This window comes from Nocardia sp. NPDC020380 (assembly GCF_044386975.1).
GTDB lineage: Bacteria > Actinomycetota > Actinomycetes > Mycobacteriales > Mycobacteriaceae > Nocardia.
The window spans coordinates 1-13,667 of the sequence record NZ_JBIRVQ010000035.1; the positions used below are offsets into that span (position 1 = coordinate 1).

General features: G+C 64.6%; 23 protein-coding genes. 3 read left to right on the forward strand and 20 right to left on the reverse strand.

Features of this window, described 5'->3' with window-relative positions; all coding sequences use genetic code 11:
- Window positions 1-201 precede the first annotated feature (201 nt).
- The 18 genes from ACH438_RS45975 to ACH438_RS46060 form a co-directional block, all read right to left on the reverse strand.
- On the reverse strand, window positions 202-357 hold the full coding sequence (locus ACH438_RS45975; protein WP_397017619.1) for a hypothetical protein: 156 nt from the start codon (window positions 355-357) through the stop codon (window positions 202-204).
- Between the two features lie 169 nt (window positions 358-526).
- Complete coding sequence (locus tag ACH438_RS45980; protein WP_397017621.1) at window positions 527-715, reverse strand: hypothetical protein; 189 nt, start codon at window positions 713-715, stop codon at window positions 527-529.
- On the reverse strand, window positions 715-921 hold the full coding sequence (locus ACH438_RS45985; protein ID WP_397017623.1) for a hypothetical protein: 207 nt from the start codon (window positions 919-921) through the stop codon (window positions 715-717). Before ACH438_RS45985 ends, ACH438_RS45980 begins: the two co-directional genes overlap by 1 nt.
- Window positions 921-1,214: a hypothetical protein gene (locus ACH438_RS45990; protein ID WP_397017625.1), complete on the reverse strand. Its 294-nt coding sequence runs from the start codon at window positions 1,212-1,214 to the stop codon at window positions 921-923. Before ACH438_RS45990 ends, ACH438_RS45985 begins: the two co-directional genes overlap by 1 nt.
- An 8-nt stretch (window positions 1,215-1,222) precedes the next feature.
- On the reverse strand, window positions 1,223-1,519 hold the full coding sequence (locus ACH438_RS45995; protein WP_397017627.1) for a hypothetical protein: 297 nt from the start codon (window positions 1,517-1,519) through the stop codon (window positions 1,223-1,225).
- Window positions 1,519-1,995, reverse strand: coding sequence for a hypothetical protein (locus tag ACH438_RS46000; RefSeq protein ID WP_397017629.1), 477 nt, complete (start codon window positions 1,993-1,995; stop codon window positions 1,519-1,521). Before ACH438_RS46000 ends, ACH438_RS45995 begins: the two co-directional genes overlap by 1 nt.
- 58 nt (window positions 1,996-2,053) lie before the next feature.
- Window positions 2,054-2,401, reverse strand: a complete 348-nt coding sequence (locus tag ACH438_RS46005; protein WP_397017631.1) for a hypothetical protein — start codon at window positions 2,399-2,401, stop codon at window positions 2,054-2,056.
- Between the two features lie 2 nt (window positions 2,402-2,403).
- A complete protein-coding gene (gene ssb / locus ACH438_RS46010; RefSeq protein WP_397017633.1) occupies window positions 2,404-2,874 on the reverse strand; it encodes a single-stranded DNA-binding protein in 471 nt (156 codons plus the stop codon).
- A gap of 175 nt (window positions 2,875-3,049) precedes the next feature.
- Window positions 3,050-3,940 (reverse strand): hypothetical protein, encoded by an 891-nt coding sequence (locus ACH438_RS46015; protein WP_397017635.1) that lies wholly within the window; start codon window positions 3,938-3,940, stop codon window positions 3,050-3,052.
- Entirely contained in the window at window positions 3,930-4,316 is a 387-nt protein-coding gene (locus ACH438_RS46020) for a hypothetical protein (protein ID WP_397017637.1), read from the reverse strand. The genes ACH438_RS46015 and ACH438_RS46020 overlap by 11 nt, the downstream gene beginning before the upstream one ends.
- Window positions 4,317-4,347: 31 nt before the next feature.
- The gene (locus tag ACH438_RS46025; protein ID WP_397017639.1) at window positions 4,348-4,806 is read right to left on the reverse strand and encodes a hypothetical protein; all 459 of its coding nucleotides are present in this window, start codon (window positions 4,804-4,806) and stop codon (window positions 4,348-4,350) included.
- A complete protein-coding gene (locus tag ACH438_RS46030; RefSeq protein ID WP_397017641.1) occupies window positions 4,803-5,705 on the reverse strand; it encodes a DUF2637 domain-containing protein in 903 nt (300 codons plus the stop codon). Before ACH438_RS46030 ends, ACH438_RS46025 begins: the two co-directional genes overlap by 4 nt.
- Window positions 5,702-5,878: a hypothetical protein gene (locus ACH438_RS46035; RefSeq protein ID WP_397017643.1), complete on the reverse strand. Its 177-nt coding sequence runs from the start codon at window positions 5,876-5,878 to the stop codon at window positions 5,702-5,704. Before ACH438_RS46035 ends, ACH438_RS46030 begins: the two co-directional genes overlap by 4 nt.
- Complete coding sequence (locus ACH438_RS46040) at window positions 5,875-7,842, reverse strand: hypothetical protein (RefSeq protein WP_397017645.1); 1,968 nt, start codon at window positions 7,840-7,842, stop codon at window positions 5,875-5,877. The genes ACH438_RS46035 and ACH438_RS46040 overlap by 4 nt, the downstream gene beginning before the upstream one ends.
- Before the next feature lie 113 nt (window positions 7,843-7,955).
- Window positions 7,956-8,264, reverse strand: a complete 309-nt coding sequence (locus ACH438_RS46045; RefSeq protein ID WP_397017647.1) for a hypothetical protein — start codon at window positions 8,262-8,264, stop codon at window positions 7,956-7,958.
- A 2-nt stretch (window positions 8,265-8,266) separates the two neighbouring features.
- Window positions 8,267-9,022, reverse strand: coding sequence for a hypothetical protein (locus tag ACH438_RS46050; RefSeq protein WP_397017649.1), 756 nt, complete (start codon window positions 9,020-9,022; stop codon window positions 8,267-8,269).
- The gene (locus ACH438_RS46055) at window positions 9,019-9,261 is read right to left on the reverse strand and encodes a hypothetical protein (RefSeq protein WP_397017651.1); all 243 of its coding nucleotides are present in this window, start codon (window positions 9,259-9,261) and stop codon (window positions 9,019-9,021) included. The genes ACH438_RS46050 and ACH438_RS46055 overlap by 4 nt, the downstream gene beginning before the upstream one ends.
- Window positions 9,258-9,428 (reverse strand): hypothetical protein, encoded by a 171-nt coding sequence (locus ACH438_RS46060; RefSeq protein ID WP_397017653.1) that lies wholly within the window; start codon window positions 9,426-9,428, stop codon window positions 9,258-9,260. Before ACH438_RS46060 ends, ACH438_RS46055 begins: the two co-directional genes overlap by 4 nt.
- Window positions 9,429-9,789: 361 nt before the next feature.
- Here ACH438_RS46060 and ACH438_RS46065 point away from each other — a divergent pair, with 361 nt between their 5' ends.
- Both ACH438_RS46065 and ACH438_RS46070 read left to right on the forward strand, forming a co-directional pair.
- Window positions 9,790-10,635, forward strand: coding sequence for an XRE family transcriptional regulator (locus ACH438_RS46065; RefSeq protein ID WP_397017655.1), 846 nt, complete (start codon window positions 9,790-9,792; stop codon window positions 10,633-10,635).
- Window positions 10,632-11,102, forward strand: a complete 471-nt coding sequence (locus ACH438_RS46070) for an NUDIX hydrolase (protein WP_397017657.1) — start codon at window positions 10,632-10,634, stop codon at window positions 11,100-11,102. Before ACH438_RS46065 ends, ACH438_RS46070 begins: the two co-directional genes overlap by 4 nt.
- Here ACH438_RS46070 and ACH438_RS46075 read toward each other — a convergent pair.
- A complete protein-coding gene (locus tag ACH438_RS46075; RefSeq protein ID WP_397017659.1) occupies window positions 11,093-11,641 on the reverse strand; it encodes an HD domain-containing protein in 549 nt (182 codons plus the stop codon). The two genes, ACH438_RS46070 and ACH438_RS46075, sit on opposite strands and share 10 nt — an antisense overlap.
- A gap of 268 nt (window positions 11,642-11,909) precedes the next feature.
- Between ACH438_RS46075 and ACH438_RS46080 the strand changes: the two genes are divergently transcribed.
- A complete protein-coding gene (locus ACH438_RS46080) occupies window positions 11,910-12,083 on the forward strand; it encodes a hypothetical protein (RefSeq protein ID WP_397017661.1) in 174 nt (57 codons plus the stop codon).
- A gap of 107 nt (window positions 12,084-12,190) precedes the next feature.
- Here ACH438_RS46080 and ACH438_RS46085 read toward each other — a convergent pair whose 3' ends face one another.
- Window positions 12,191-13,243 carry an IS110 family transposase gene (locus tag ACH438_RS46085; protein ID WP_397017663.1) on the reverse strand — a complete coding sequence of 351 codons (1,053 nt, stop codon included), beginning with the start codon at window positions 13,241-13,243 and terminating at the stop codon, window positions 12,191-12,193.
- Window positions 13,244-13,667 lie beyond the last annotated feature (424 nt).

The following is a 13,667-nucleotide window of genomic DNA, read 5'->3' on the forward strand; positions in this document are numbered from 1 at the left end:
CAGCCCCGCCGACTACGAATCCGTTCACGCACCCGATAACATGGCTCAAGCCGCGTAATCACAAACCCCGTGTCCAACTTCCGGGGTCAAGGCCCGAATCCAGCTGTCTCCGTGGTCGTACCGTTCCTGGAATTCCCGTCCGAGCCTCAGCTGCGTTCGGGGACTCATCGGTTTCTTTCTCTTGGCCATGATCAGAACACCTCACCCTTGGTAGGCGTCTTCTCGCTGGCACTCGCCGTCCTGGATCTCGCATCCTGCGTCTTCGCAGAGCTCGCACAAGGACAGCGTGTTCACCATTCCGACCACGATGTCGAAACAGTCCCGGCAGCCGCACCACTGGTATCCCGAGTCACTCATGACCGGCCCTCCTGTGGAGTGGCCTCACTGCCGATCGTGGGGTCTTCGTCGACATCCCACGGTTCGTAGTGACCACATTCGTAGCAGTACATGAGGTACTCAATCGGCGCGTCCTGGGAACGGGCCGGTATGAGACTCATTGGCGTACCACAGCATTCGAGGTCGATCGTCATGCCGGTACCTCCTGGCTGTCGGTGAACACCGTCCACCGGGCCTGGATCGCCGACACAATCTGCTCGTCTGCGACATCGATGTCGCCGACGATTACCCCGACCTCACGCAGGTACTCCAGCGCGGTCCCGATCACCGCATACAGCGCCGATCGGTCGATGACGTGAACCTCGGCCATCATGACCATCACGCCCTCCCCGCACCGTGTGCCCACCACTCGGGCAAGACCTCGCCGCGTGAGAGCCACTGATCCAAGCGGTTCACCTCTTGGGCGAGATCCGCCAGTATCTCGATGACTTCGTCACCGTCGTGGCGCTCCTGCGTGCGTTCGTCGAGCTCGTAGAACGCGTCGACCTTCTCCCGGATTCGGGTCAGGGCCGTATTCGGGTCCATCACCGCCTCCTGGTTTTGGCCGGCGGTTCCGGGCATTGGTCGTGCTGGGTCTGGAGTGCACCAAGGTCCCATTGCAGGCACTGCACCTGATCGAGCAGTTCCTTGCACTGGTCCTTCAGGTCATCGCGCTCCCTGATTAGCTCGGCCACATCGACGGTGTTGCCGCCGCCGTTGAGAACCGAGACCCGTTCGGCCGCAGCAGTATTGCTGTCGTGGTCGGATTCGGGCATCCACTCACCGTTCGGTGTGTAGTGTCCGACCGTCCACAACTGCCACTCGGTGCGCAGGTACACGTACCCCATCAGGCCACCTCCCCACCACTGGCAGTAGCGGAGACGGAATCCCGCACTGACTGGCGGGTTTCGACAGCACCGCGCCACTCGGCTTCGAGCAACGCATCGGTGATCATGTCGAGTACCCGACCGGCCAGATCACTCGGCAGGTCCGCGAGCATGTAGCCGTTCGCCGGACCGTGAATGAACGGAAGGCCGTTGGTGTGGCCGTAGACGAATGCGAGGTGCATGCTGCCGTCCTCGTTCATCGTGGCCGCCATCGCGTGAATTCCATTGGCGCAGCGCACCTTGTCCTGCGTGTCCATTACGCCACCTCCTCCGGGTCGGAGGACGTGTCGCTCACCCACACCAGGATCGCGTCGTGATGGTCACCGGGATGGACCTTGTGCGCCCACCAACTTCCGGTCGGGCATTCGATCCACTCGATTAGCTCGCCGCACGCGCCGCAACGCATGGGCGTGATCGACAGCTCCGACACGGACTCGTCGTCGTTGACGAGTTCGGTGTCGCCGACCTCGTTGTCGGTGCCGTCGAACGCGTCGATGGCCGCGGTCAACTTGTCCCGCAGGGTGCGGGCTTCGCCGATCCACAGATCCGCCAGGACTCCTTCGAGATTGTCGAGTTTCCAACGGATCTCGATGTCACCACGGCAATCGTCGGACTCCAGCTGCTTCACCTCGGCATCGGGCATCTTGTGCCAGTGCGTGCTGATGTAGCCGCAACCGCCCTCGCCGTAGAGGCCGCGGGAAGCCGCCGCCGCCTCGGTCTTCAAGAACGCCATGATCAGATTCCTTTCTGGATGTGGGCGTGAATGGCGTTGTGACGCAGGAGGTTGTTCATCAGAACTCCCGTTCCGGCGGCCACACAGCGGAACCGAAGACCGGCGGCGTGCCCTGCGGCGACGGACTGGAATCCCAGTCCGGCCCCGAATCCTCACCGCCGTTCTCGGCGCTGAGCCGCGCGTGCGTCATCAGCGCCGCGGTCAGCGCGTCGGCCAACTCCTCGGCCTCGAACAGGCGCAGATACACCCGTACCCCGGTTTCGGGGGTCGGTGTCCAGGCAATCTCGACACACGGACCCAGCGAGCCCACCGTCAGGAACACCTGCGTGTCCACGTCGTGCCAACCGAGAATGATGTCCCCGCGGCCGTCGACGGTGTCCGCGGACCGGCTTTCCGTGCACGCCATGACTAGGCCACCTCATCCGTGCTCGGCTGGAACGTGGCCCAGGGGTCATCGCTGGCCCCGGAATCGTTTCCTGCCTTCGGATTCGGACGGCCGCCGCCATTGCGGTTCTTGTTCCGGATCGGGCGGGCCACCGCGTATTTCAGCGACGTTCCCACCTCGTCGGCCACCACCTCCATGACGGTGCGCTTGACGCCGTCGCGGTCGGTGTATTCGCGCTGCTGCAACTTGCCGACCACGATCACCCGATCCCCCTTGGCCAGGGAATCGGCGACGTGCTGGCCCGCCTCGCGCCACTGGGTGCAGCGCATGAACAGCGCGGCACCGTCCTTCCACTGCTTGGACTTCTGATCGAAGACCCGCGGGGTGGAAGCGACCGTAAAGTTGACCACCGCGTCACCCGTGTCATTCATGAAACGGATGGTCGGGTCGGCGGTCAGGTTGCCGATAATGGTGAGATTCGTCTCTCCGGACATGTCATAACTCCTGAAAGTTGTTGAAATAGTTAGGATTTCCGAGAAATCGATTTCTCAGTGAGGTTGTCCAAGCCTCATAGGTGTGATGCCTGGGCATCACGGGTGTTCAGCTGCCGTATTGATTCCTCCTTATCTGTGTTGTTGTTAAAAACCTCTGGGGCACAGTCGATTCAACTCATGCCTCGGCTTGCATTTGGGCGGTCGATTCGGCTTGCACGCTGGCCTGCTGGTTCTGCGCGGCGGATTGGCTTGCCGTGGTGTGCTGGGCTTGTTCGGCCTCGGCTTCGACCCGCGAGGTTGTGCCGTTCCCGTTGGGGGTTTCGGCCTGCTGTTGGGCGTGCTGGCGGGCCTTGTGGTTGTTGTGGGCCGGACCGTGGCCGTTGGTGGCCTCGGCGGTCGCGTTCTGCTGAGGCAGTAGTTCGTTGATGCGTTCCTCGAGCGCCTCCAGGCGTCCGGCGAGATCGTCGAACCGGCGCGTGCTCTCCTGCCGCAGTTTCGTGATTTCCGAGTTCGTCGGCTCGGCGGTGGCGGTCTCGGTCTGGGCGATCCGTTCGCGATGCTGGGCGACCTTGCGTTCACTCTCGGCCGCGACGTAGCGGGCCTGGATTGCTGCGTTGCCCGTGACCGATTCGAAGATGTTGCGGACCACCGGTTTCGATGCATCGACACTGATGGCGTCGAGAGCCAACACGACCTGTCCGCGCTGCTCGGGTGTGAGCACGGTGTCATGGATGGTGTGCTCGATACTGGCGCGCAGTCCCACGAGGCGCGCGACCTCGTTGGCCTTCTCCTCAGCGGACTGGCCCGCGGACGCCCGGACGGCGGCACGAACTTCGCGCTGGTACTCCTCGACGCGGGTCTGATACCACGCCTTGGTATTCGTGATTTCGTGGTTCAGCAGTGTCCGAGCGTCGCGCCACTCGGAAACGAACTGCTTGTAGTCGGCGCGGTTCAATCGAATTGACCCGTCCGCACTGGCCCGCTGGATCCGCTGTAGCAACTGCATCATCAGCGCCAGCAACTGCGGCCAGTTGCGGGCGGCCTCGTCGACTTCGTTACCGGACATCGGAATCGGCTCCCGTCCCGGCGGCGTTCATGTCGGCGGCCAGGCCCCGCAGCATCATGGCCAGCTCGGTCACGATCGGCGGCTTGGCCGTCTGCATCACCGCCACCTCGGCGGCGACCTCCGGCTCACGCGCCCACGCGGTGGTCAACCAGTTCGGCTCGATGCGCTTGATCAATTCCGTCATCGACCGCGGCGGACTGATGCCGGGGGCGGTGCAGGCCAGGCTGAGCACGAACGCGCGGGCTTCCGCGAAGTACTGCCCGGCAAGATCGCGGGTGTGTTCGTCGAACATCTCCGCGAACTCCTGAGCCATGGCGGCACCGTTCATGGTCCATAACAGGGCGGTGAACTTCGGATCAAAGAAGTTGCTGGACATGGTGATTGGTTCTCCTTCTTGGTTAGTGAATTCAGGCGATGGTCGGCACCGAGGCGGCCTCGGTGCGGTCTCGGTTGCGGGCGGCCCGCCACGCTCGCCAGCGGGCACGCAGGGGACGGGTGTGGGTGAAGTAGAAGCGCGAGGCGGCACGGCCTCCGGCGATGCCGAGATCGCGCATGGTGTGGGCGGTGATGCTCCAGTCGGGGCGACCCAGGCTGATCCAGACGCTGTAGCCGATCCAGCCCGCCAGCCACACCAGCACCGGGGTCACGGCCGCCTCGGGCGCACCGGAGGCGGTGGTCGCCCACATCAACGGCACCGTGACCGCGACCGCGGCCCCGACCGCGCGGGCGCCGCGAATCCGACGCCATGCCCGCGCCTTCCAGGTCGGGCGGACCAGTTCGGCGAGTTTGATGCCCGAGGACTCCATGAGCATTTGCAGCTCACCGTCCCAATCGATACCCCGCCCGTTGTCGCCGTTGGCGTTCATGCCGGTACTCCTTCGTGGTTGTCGTGATGGTTGGTCTCGACCGCGGTCAGCCAGTCGGCGGTGAACAGGTCGGGGCTGTCCGCAGTGCCTGGGGTGTCCGCGGCCGTGTCTCCGTGGCCACGGGTGTCCGCGTCGGTGTCCGCGCCCGTGGCCAGGTAGCGGCGGACGGTGCGCTTACTGACCGCGAGTTCGGCCGCGATGCGGGCGTGAGTCCAGCCCTGGGCGTGCAACTCCCGTGCTCGCTGGCGACGGGTGTCCGCCTCGATGTCCTCCCCGCCGATCGGTTGTTCGGCGGCCGTGTCCGCCTGTCCGGACACCGCGGCCACCCGTTCCGCGACCGGGCGGACAGGCTCACCGATGGCCTCGATCTGGGTGGCCAGCGAAACTTCCTGCGGGACAGTAAGTTTCCGAGCAGTCACGTGCCCTCCGTGCAGCACTGCGGGATTCGGTGCGTCGCGGTGGGCGGATTCGGTCGCCCTTTGCGGGGTCAGCGACAGCAGTGCGAACCCGCACACCACCATCAGCCCGTCGAGGGTAAGCGGCCCGACCTCGGCGGCTGGATGCCCGTATCCCCAGGCCAGCAACACGTCTCGGACGTGGCTGTAAGAGATCACTGCCGACCCGATCGCGACCGTGCCAGCCCCGCCGAAGCGAGCCAGGCTCCAACCGGGACCGCGCCGCCAACCCACGCGGGAGAGCACCTCGATGCTCAAGACGAGACCGATGGGCCAGATCGCGGACCCGAGCCGGGCGGCGACGGCGAGGACAACCCCGGTGGGCATGTGGACAGTCGGCAGGAAGGTATGCAGGACATTGGTGGCCACCGAGGTCAGCGACCCGAACACGAACCCGATCCGCGCCACCCGTCGCCCCTGGGGCTGCTCCATGCGGGCGGTCATCGTGTCCACCCCCTGTCCGCCCTGGTGTCCGGGGTGTCCTCGGTGTTGTCCGCCTGGTTGTCTGGGGCGGTCACCTCGTTGGGGGTGGTGTGTCTGGGGCGGTCACTGGTGGTGTGGGAGTGGCCGTTCCAGGTGGCCACGTAGGCGGCCATGGGGCGTAGGTAGTCGGTCATGCGACCTCACCGCCGTCGTCGTCGAACCCGACATCGGCGCGGCGAGCCCGCCCGGAATCCAGGTCTCGCACCGCCCGCAACGGCACCCGGGGCTTGGTGTTCGCGGCCCAGCGTTCGGGATGCGGGTCCGCGGGCAGTGCCGTGATCTCATCCAGCTCGACCGGGATTACGTGTCCCCATTGGGCTTTGAGGGCGTGGACCCACACCACGTCCCCGCGGTCGAATTCGGCGAGCCGGTTCGGGTCGATCAAGAAGGTTTCCCGGTTGCCCAAGGTGCCTTCGTCGCCGACCTTGCCGTTCATGGAGTGCCGGGAGTTCACGGTGACCGGGCGGGTGCCGAACACCTCCGAGACCTTGCCCGCGCCCTCCTGCACCATCAGCAGACCACCGGAAGGGCACGCCTCCATCAAGCGGCGACGCTCATCGGGGGTGTTACCGAGTCCGTATTGGTTCTGGGCGGAGAAGATCGCCACGCACCCCATCCCCAAAAGCCGTTCGGCGATGGTGAATTGGTTGATGCCGCCGGTCTTGTCCGACACCGCCGACATCTCATCGATGATCAAAATGATCTGCCGGTCGTGCTCGCTGCATGCGAACTGCGTGATCAGGGTTGTGATCGCAGCGACTTGGGCGCGGGCGTATTCCCCGCGGATCGTGCCGGGCACGGTCGCATAGATGACATCGAACGAATCCAGGGGCCGGCCGCCGTCGAAGCCCTCACCGATCGCGTTGAAGATGTTGCGGAACTTGCCCGCCACATCCCCGATCGCGGGCGGCTTGTTCTGCTGAAGATCATCGATCTCCGCCAGCACCGCCTCATGGCCTTCCCAATGCTCTTTGAGCCAGCTCAGCGACAGCCGTTCCTGGAACTCGTCTCTGCTGGTCGGCTTCCCGCCCGGAGCCCTCACCGCCAGCTGCACCACGCGGATACGGTTCTGCTTGAAGTGCTCCGCGCCCGCGTCGGTGGCCTGCACCGGGTTGATCATCGATTCCAACGTGGCGCACTGGTCGTCCTCGGACAGGTCCCACATGTCGAGCCGATGCGTGATGGGCCAAAACGCGATTCCCGAAGGTCGCACTCCTTGGCGGTGCGCGATCTTGACCACCTGGCGGCCGGTTGCCAAACCACCCTTGCCGCCCTTGCAGTCGACATAGATCAGCAGTGGGCGTTTCTCCCCGGTCCGCACATAGCGTCGCCAATAGGCTTCGTACAGGGCGGTGCCGAGGCGGACTTGCATGGTGGTCTTGCCCGCCTTCTGGGACTTGCCCAGTACGAACATCGAACCCAGGTCATCGATCGGGATCTCCAACTTCGCCGACCGCTTCGTCACCAACTCCGTGACCGTCGTAGGCTGCGTCGCATCCGTGCGCTCCGACAGCGTGCCGAGTACCGCACGGTTCTTCAGCCAGCCCGTCACCAGCGGCGCACCGTAGCGCGCAGCCCGGCGTGCGGCGTGGGCCTGGCCTTGCTGCTGACGGCGCAGCAGTCGACGGGTCTTCCACGGCGACTCCGCGCCCTCGGTGCCCGTGCGAGCCAGGAACCGCGCCCGATACAGCGCCGCCGCACTCCAGGCCAGGGGCAGGCATCCGGCGGTCATCGCCACCAGTGCCCCTGAGACGGAACCGAAATGGATCAGCACCTTCGTGCCCTGCCACCACAGCGACGGGGCCACCAGCCAGGAATTCGCGATCAGCATCGCCCCGAGCGGCAGCACCAGTGTGCCGAGGGCGTAGTTGCGGACCTGCCGAGCATCCCAGCGCCGCCAATGCGCGACCCGGATCATGACCACCGCCAACACGATCACGAACCCCACGCCCAGCACCACGGTGCCCAGCCACCCGAACACCGTGGCCACGCTGGAGATGTGCAGGTGCCAGTCTGGGGCACGCCAGCCGTTCGGCAGTGAGGAATTCTCGAACCGCGACGGCGACTGCGACTGCGACTGCGGGGCAACAGAACTCACCACAAGCCCTTGCGACGGCGCAGACTCAGGCACCGGAACAACCGACGTCGGAACGGGCGGTGCTGTCGCTGTGGTGCCGCAGTCCTGCGGGGTGATCAGAGGAACGCAATCGGTCATGGCTGCGCCTCCTCGTCGTCCAAGTGACGTGCCCGGTGATCCGAGGCGTCTTCCTCGGCGACCGCCTCGCCCTCGATGTGCAAGGTGTGCACGATGCCCCGGAGGGCGCCGAACTGCTTCGAAATCTGGTCTGCGCCTTCTGGATTCAAGAACACGCCACCGGAACCCGCCTCCGCCAGGCGGCGGAGTTCATCCCGAATTTCGTCAGCGGGTCGAGCCCACAGGTCGAGCGGCTTGGCCTTGCCCCACCGCGGCGGCCCCACGGGAACCGAGCCGATTCCTCTGATATCGATGAACCATTGCATGATCAGCGCACTCCCTTCCGCGCCAAAGTGATGTCCAAGTCGTGGATTTCGAGATTCGACAGCTGATCCAGGCCCCGCTGATGCGCAAGCCGGGTCGCGGCGTTCTCCACCGCGCGACGCAGACCAGCACCGCGCGCGAAATACAGGACGCCGGCCAACTCGCACCGCTCGGCCGCGTCCAGCGCCACCGACAGGGCACGGGTCAGACGGCCCTCGCCGAACTTCCGCGACAACTCGACCTCAACCGCCCACACCTTGTCCACGTCAGCGAAGTCCCGGACCCAGCCGTCATGGATGTGGACCTCCACGCGACCGGTCTCGGACTTCAGCCGCCGCCGCAACAACCGTTCGCTGGTCCAGATCCGCGGATCGGTGTTCATGCCGGTCAGCGCCAACCGCAGCTCCGTGACCGCGGTCAGATGCGCCGCCGTCGACGCCTTCGGATGCCACTCGCCCGGATCGAATTCCAGGTAGCCCCAGCCGATTTCCCGTGTCGGGTAGATCCACAGCGGGCCGTGCGGGGCTTCCCCGGGGTCGTCGAAGGTCGCCGACTTCCGCCACGGCCCCGGCGACCCGTAATCGATCCGCGCCACGTGCGCGCGACTGGCCTTCTTCAACCGCCGCGCCAGCTTGCTCACGGCCTGCGGACTCTTACCGGTCGCCTTGGCCGCAGTATCGAACGACATGCCGTACTGCTGAGCGTTGAACTCCTCGAACAGGGTCTCCCACGGTTGCAACCGAATCTCCGGCTCGCTCATCGCGTCACCGCCTCACGCGGGCACTCCTTGGGCCAGATCGCCACGTTCTGCGTGCCCGGCGCGGGGCAGGTCACCACCGTGGACGGCAGGGCCTCGCGGGTGCCGAACAGCAGCACGCCCAGATACACGCCCGCCGCAAACACGAACCCCAGTCCCACCAGCACGGCGAAGGCCATCGGGGACACCGGAATGCCTGCCCGATCGCGGTCGCGGTATCCGAACATCAAATAGTCGTTCATCGCCGACCACCCCGCCGACTGCGGCGATCGAACGGACCCCGATAGGTCCAAATCACACCCGCGACACCGAACAAGAAGATTGCGATCAGCAGCAGCACGGCCACCTGGGGCACGAAGATGCCGATGGCCAGAACGATCCCGATCAGCACGAACGAGGTGCGCATCATGCTGCACCACCGCTGTGCTTGTTTCGGCAGCTCCGACGACGCCGTGCGAACGCCGACTTTCTGCTCAGTCGGAGGTAGTGCTCTTTTCGCGCATGCTCGGCGCGGAACGCTCGTTCTTCCGGGGTAAGTAGTCCGTCCGGATCAACGGCACGCTCGAACTTGTCCATCAGCGCACGCCGCGCATTTGCTGTGCGCGCGGCACGATCTTCCGTCCGCGCCCACGATGCATGTGCTGCAATCCTCGCTTGCAGCACACGATCACCTTTGTCCTGCACCACGTCGAATGCCTCCGATCAGTTTCTTGTGGGGATCAGTCGGCGAGCTCTGTACTCGCCTGTGCCACAAGGAAACTGGATTCGAGGTGGACGACATCATGCGTGAAAAGGACTTCCAAGGACGTCCCGGCGGCGTAAACTCGTCCCTGAAAATCCTCGATGGGGGTGAGGCAGTGTCGAACGACCGCCTACTTGAATCCTTACTGCGCAACGGTTTTAGTCCCGCTAGCGCAGCGGAGAAGCTCGGCGTAGACGCGAAAACCGTTGAGCGGTGGATCAGCAAGGGCAGAACGCCCTTTCCCAAGCACCGCCGCGCTCTTGCCGCGCTGGTCCACGAGACCGAGAACTATCTCTTTCCAGACGCGATTGATCCTGAACGCCGGACTGAGCTGGCAGAGGCCGAAGTAGTCAAGATCTTTCCCCACCGGAGCCTGATTCCGGCGGAACTGTGGTCTCGGCTCCTTCGGGATTGCGCCGAGCGCATCGACATCTTGGTCTTGGCTGGCCTCTTCCTGGCAGAGGAACCGGCATTCGCCAGGACCGTTAAGGACAAGGTCCAGCAGGGCCTTTCAGCAAGGATGCTCTTCGGTGATCCGCTCGCGGATGAAGCCGTGAAGCGGAGCGGTGAGGAACGACTAGCTGTCGGTACGGTCCCAGCCAGAATCAAGAACGCCTTGGCGCTTGTCGAACCCCTGACCGGCATCGAGGGCGTCGAGATCCGGTTCCACGGCACGACCCTCTACAACTCGATCTTTCGCTTCGATGATGAAATGATCGTGAACATGCACGTCTTCGGCCAGCCGGGGGCCTACGCACCTGCGATGCACCTGCGTCGGCTGCCGACAGGGGACCTGTTCGAGACGTACATGAGTAGCTTCGAGCACGTTTGGGCAGTCTCCGATACCGCCGACTTCTCCAGGATCAGAGCATGAGCCGCACCGACTTCTACGAAGATCCGAATGCCCCGAAGGCGAACAGTCTCAAGGTCGCGGTCAGCGCCCTGGTTCGCAACGAGCATGGCCAAGTACTGATGATCCACCGCACGGACAATGGCAAAGCGTCGATTCCGGGAGGCGGGATGGAGTTCGGTGAGACACTGACTCAGGCCGTCGTACGCGAAGTCGAAGAGGAAACCGGTATCGACGTTGCGGTGACCGGACTGATCGGGATCTTCTCGAACCCTGAGCACGTCATCGCCTATGACGACGGCGAAGTGCGCCAGGAGTTTTCGATCTGCTTCACAGCTGATCCAATCGGCGGCGAGCTGCGAACCAGCACCGAATCCAAGGCGGTCGGCTGGGTCGAACCCGGGGATCTCGTCAATCTCGACATCCATCCGTCCATCTGGCTGCGGATTGAGCGTGGCCTCGAAGGACACGCTGAGCCGTACTACACCTGAATCGGATCAGCGAGCAGCCGTTCCGTGCGATTAGCCGCGGCGATGAGGGCATCGGATGCTTCGGCAACCGATCGGGTCACCACATGATTGGGCCCATACCGCTCGAAAACCTCGTTGATACGGCGCTGCACATCGACAACCGCTCCGTTTGGCGTCGTCGTCATATCGGCCCACCAAAGAGCATCGCGCAAGGCAGTGCGCTCATCCGGCCATCTGATCATGACCCCCTGATGCCGTGCCTCGACGCACGCGCAGGAATGGTTCGCGACCAAGCCGCACAACCGGTCCGAGACGCCCAAACCTGCCAGGAACTGCGCGCCATCGACCGCATGCACTCCGGTCTGGACAAGGTCCGGGGCATACCCGATGTCATGAAGCCACGCCGCTGCCACGAGCAGATCCGGGTCATCGACCACACCGCGGGCATGTTCGGCTTGCCTAGCCACGCCCTGAGTGTGCTTCCAGCGCCGAGGAAGCTCCTCGAGCTGCTCGCGCGCGAGGTCGGCTGCCCACTTGCACAGGTCTGCGGTCACGCTCATACTCCCCACGGTAGTAGCGAGCTGCCCGCTACGGCTGCCCGAACAGCTCAGTCAAAGATATCGGCAGGTGTCGCGCTCCCCCACCACCACGATTGTCCCTGGACCTGCACAAAGCACAGCCCGTTCTAGTGCGCGACTATTTGGATTAGTCCACCCGGGGAATGGGCCGCTGAGCTGCAGCTTCGCGGCCCATTCCCGTATCCGATCCCGGGCACAACGCTCACAGTCCAAGGTATCCGGGGAGCCCCAAGCCCAATTCGCCGATCTGATGACCCTCGGCACACACGTTCAGGCCATCGCTTCGGTCCGTGACCACCTCGGGGAACCACGCCCGCACCTTCATGAGTTCACCGTCCACCACAAGCCCCCGGTCGTGGCCAATACTGCAGTGGCCCGCGAACTGGCCGGCTGGTGCTGGTCGCTGGCCACGATCGAGGACTGACCGGCCCGGGCTCGGCCGGGCGAGTATCCACGGGAGCCGATGTGAGGGACCGACCCGCGAACGCGGCTATGGGCAGCAACACTTTTCGTGATCGCCACGCCCGATTTCTAGAGCCGCGGCACCGTCCCTGCCGAACAGTCGTCCTGCGGTAACCAACCCGCGCATATCAGCAGCTCCCATTGATGCAACAGCCGGTGGTTACCTGCGTGCCCGCGAGCACGGGCGGCCGGGGAGGCCAGCGCCCAGCGGGCCGCCATCGCACGCCCGGGATGACCATAGGGCTTGCGATGGTGCCACGCGGATTCGACCAGCAGCCGACGCGCGTGACCGTTACCGGTCTTGGTGATCGAACCCTGGACGCGAGACACACCCGAGGACCGCTCACTGGGCACCAGCCCCAGGTAGGAGCCGATCGTGTTGCCGGTGAACCGATGCCAGTCACCGATCTCCACGGCCAGCGCGAACCCGGTCAACGTGGAGATACCGCGCAGACACCCGAGTCGGTGCACGATCGGCGTGTACTCGCAGTGGGCGGCCAACTCTGCGATCGCGGAATCGAGCCGGTCACGACGCGTCTTGGCCACCATCATCGCCTCGTAATCGTTGTCGTAGGCTGCCTGCAACGCAGGTTGATCGAAATGCTGCGCCCGTAGCCATGATTCGTGGATCGCAGTCCATGCACTACCGCCGGAATAGACAATCCCTTGCCGCAGAAGCAATTTCGACAACCTGTGCCGATGTCGCATCAAGTCGATGCGGGCGTCCTCGCGGGCGCGCACCAGATCCCTGGCGGCTTCCTGCGTCACACTCGGCACTCTCACCGCCACCACCTCACCCAGCCGCAGCAGCCGCGCCAGATGCAGCGCATCCCGGAAGTCGGTCTTGACCCGATCCCCGCTGGGGCGCTGCAACTTCGACGGCGCCACCACCACCGTCTCGATCCCGGCCGCGGTCAACGCCCGATACAACCCGAACCCGGTCGGTCCCGCCTCATACACGACCCGCACCGGCGGCTCGAGGGCGTTCACCCAGCCCAAGATTTCTCCAGGGTCGGGACACAGACGTCGTCGCTGCACCCGCCCGGTCTCCGCCTCGATCGCGCACCCGACAACCAAAAGTGCGTGCACATCCAGCCCGACACTCGTACCCTCAACACTCACCGGGGGCCTCCTGACCTGCAAATGTGGCTCTACCGAAACGAGTGTCGTCCCGGCAACCCACGCGGCTTTGCAGAACCGAGGCCTCCGGCCTCAAACCAATGGGCCCTCATACCGTCTAGTGCCGCGACGGTTGCTCCGATCAGGTCCTCCTTCCCACAGAACGTGACATCCACACCGAGCAATCCCGACGCCAGAAGGTGATCGGTTCCTCCGTACTAAGGCCGCATGTCCACTACGTGACGCCGACCGCTGAGAGCCGTGCTGGCCAATACCAATGCGGTCATCGCAGCCATCCCTGAGGCGAACGCCTCGGACGCCAGCGGCGGTCAGCTGTCGCCTGCCAGGGTGATGGGACCACCGTTTTGCCAAGAGCATGGGACCGGGTTGCATCCGGTCGCGGGGCCGTGTCGATCGTGACCGATGA

Coding starts and splice junctions, on each gene's coding strand:
- ACH438_RS46025 (WP_397017639.1), bottom strand. CDS start 4,806: ATGAACGCCAACGGCGACAACGGGCGGGGTATCGATTGGGACGGTGAG.
- ACH438_RS46000 (WP_397017629.1), bottom strand. CDS start 1,995: ATGGCGTTCTTGAAGACCGAGGCGGCGGCGGCTTCCCGCGGCCTCTAC.
- ACH438_RS46015 (WP_397017635.1), bottom strand. CDS start 3,940: ATGTCCGGTAACGAAGTCGACGAGGCCGCCCGCAACTGGCCGCAGTTG.
- ACH438_RS45980 (WP_397017621.1), bottom strand. CDS start 715: ATGGTCATGATGGCCGAGGTTCACGTCATCGACCGATCGGCGCTGTAT.
- ACH438_RS45995 (WP_397017627.1), bottom strand. CDS start 1,519: ATGGACACGCAGGACAAGGTGCGCTGCGCCAATGGAATTCACGCGATG.
- ACH438_RS46075 (WP_397017659.1), bottom strand. CDS start 11,641: ATGAGCGTGACCGCAGACCTGTGCAAGTGGGCAGCCGACCTCGCGCGC.
- ACH438_RS46020 (WP_397017637.1), bottom strand. CDS start 4,316: ATGTCCAGCAACTTCTTTGATCCGAAGTTCACCGCCCTGTTATGGACC.
- ACH438_RS45985 (WP_397017623.1), bottom strand. CDS start 921: ATGGACCCGAATACGGCCCTGACCCGAATCCGGGAGAAGGTCGACGCG.
- ACH438_RS46080 (WP_397017661.1), top strand. CDS start 11,910: ATGACCCTCGGCACACACGTTCAGGCCATCGCTTCGGTCCGTGACCAC.
- ACH438_RS46070 (WP_397017657.1), top strand. CDS start 10,632: ATGAGCCGCACCGACTTCTACGAAGATCCGAATGCCCCGAAGGCGAAC.
- ACH438_RS46030 (WP_397017641.1), bottom strand. CDS start 5,705: ATGACCGCCCGCATGGAGCAGCCCCAGGGGCGACGGGTGGCGCGGATC.
- ACH438_RS46055 (WP_397017651.1), bottom strand. CDS start 9,261: ATGAACGACTATTTGATGTTCGGATACCGCGACCGCGATCGGGCAGGC.
- ACH438_RS46045 (WP_397017647.1), bottom strand. CDS start 8,264: ATGCAATGGTTCATCGATATCAGAGGAATCGGCTCGGTTCCCGTGGGG.
- ACH438_RS46060 (WP_397017653.1), bottom strand. CDS start 9,428: ATGATGCGCACCTCGTTCGTGCTGATCGGGATCGTTCTGGCCATCGGC.
- ssb (WP_397017633.1), bottom strand. CDS start 2,874: ATGTCCGGAGAGACGAATCTCACCATTATCGGCAACCTGACCGCCGAC.
- ACH438_RS46035 (WP_397017643.1), bottom strand. CDS start 5,878: ATGACCGACTACCTACGCCCCATGGCCGCCTACGTGGCCACCTGGAAC.
- ACH438_RS45975 (WP_397017619.1), bottom strand. CDS start 357: ATGAGTGACTCGGGATACCAGTGGTGCGGCTGCCGGGACTGTTTCGAC.
- ACH438_RS46050 (WP_397017649.1), bottom strand. CDS start 9,022: ATGAGCGAGCCGGAGATTCGGTTGCAACCGTGGGAGACCCTGTTCGAG.
- ACH438_RS46005 (WP_397017631.1), bottom strand. CDS start 2,401: ATGGCGTGCACGGAAAGCCGGTCCGCGGACACCGTCGACGGCCGCGGG.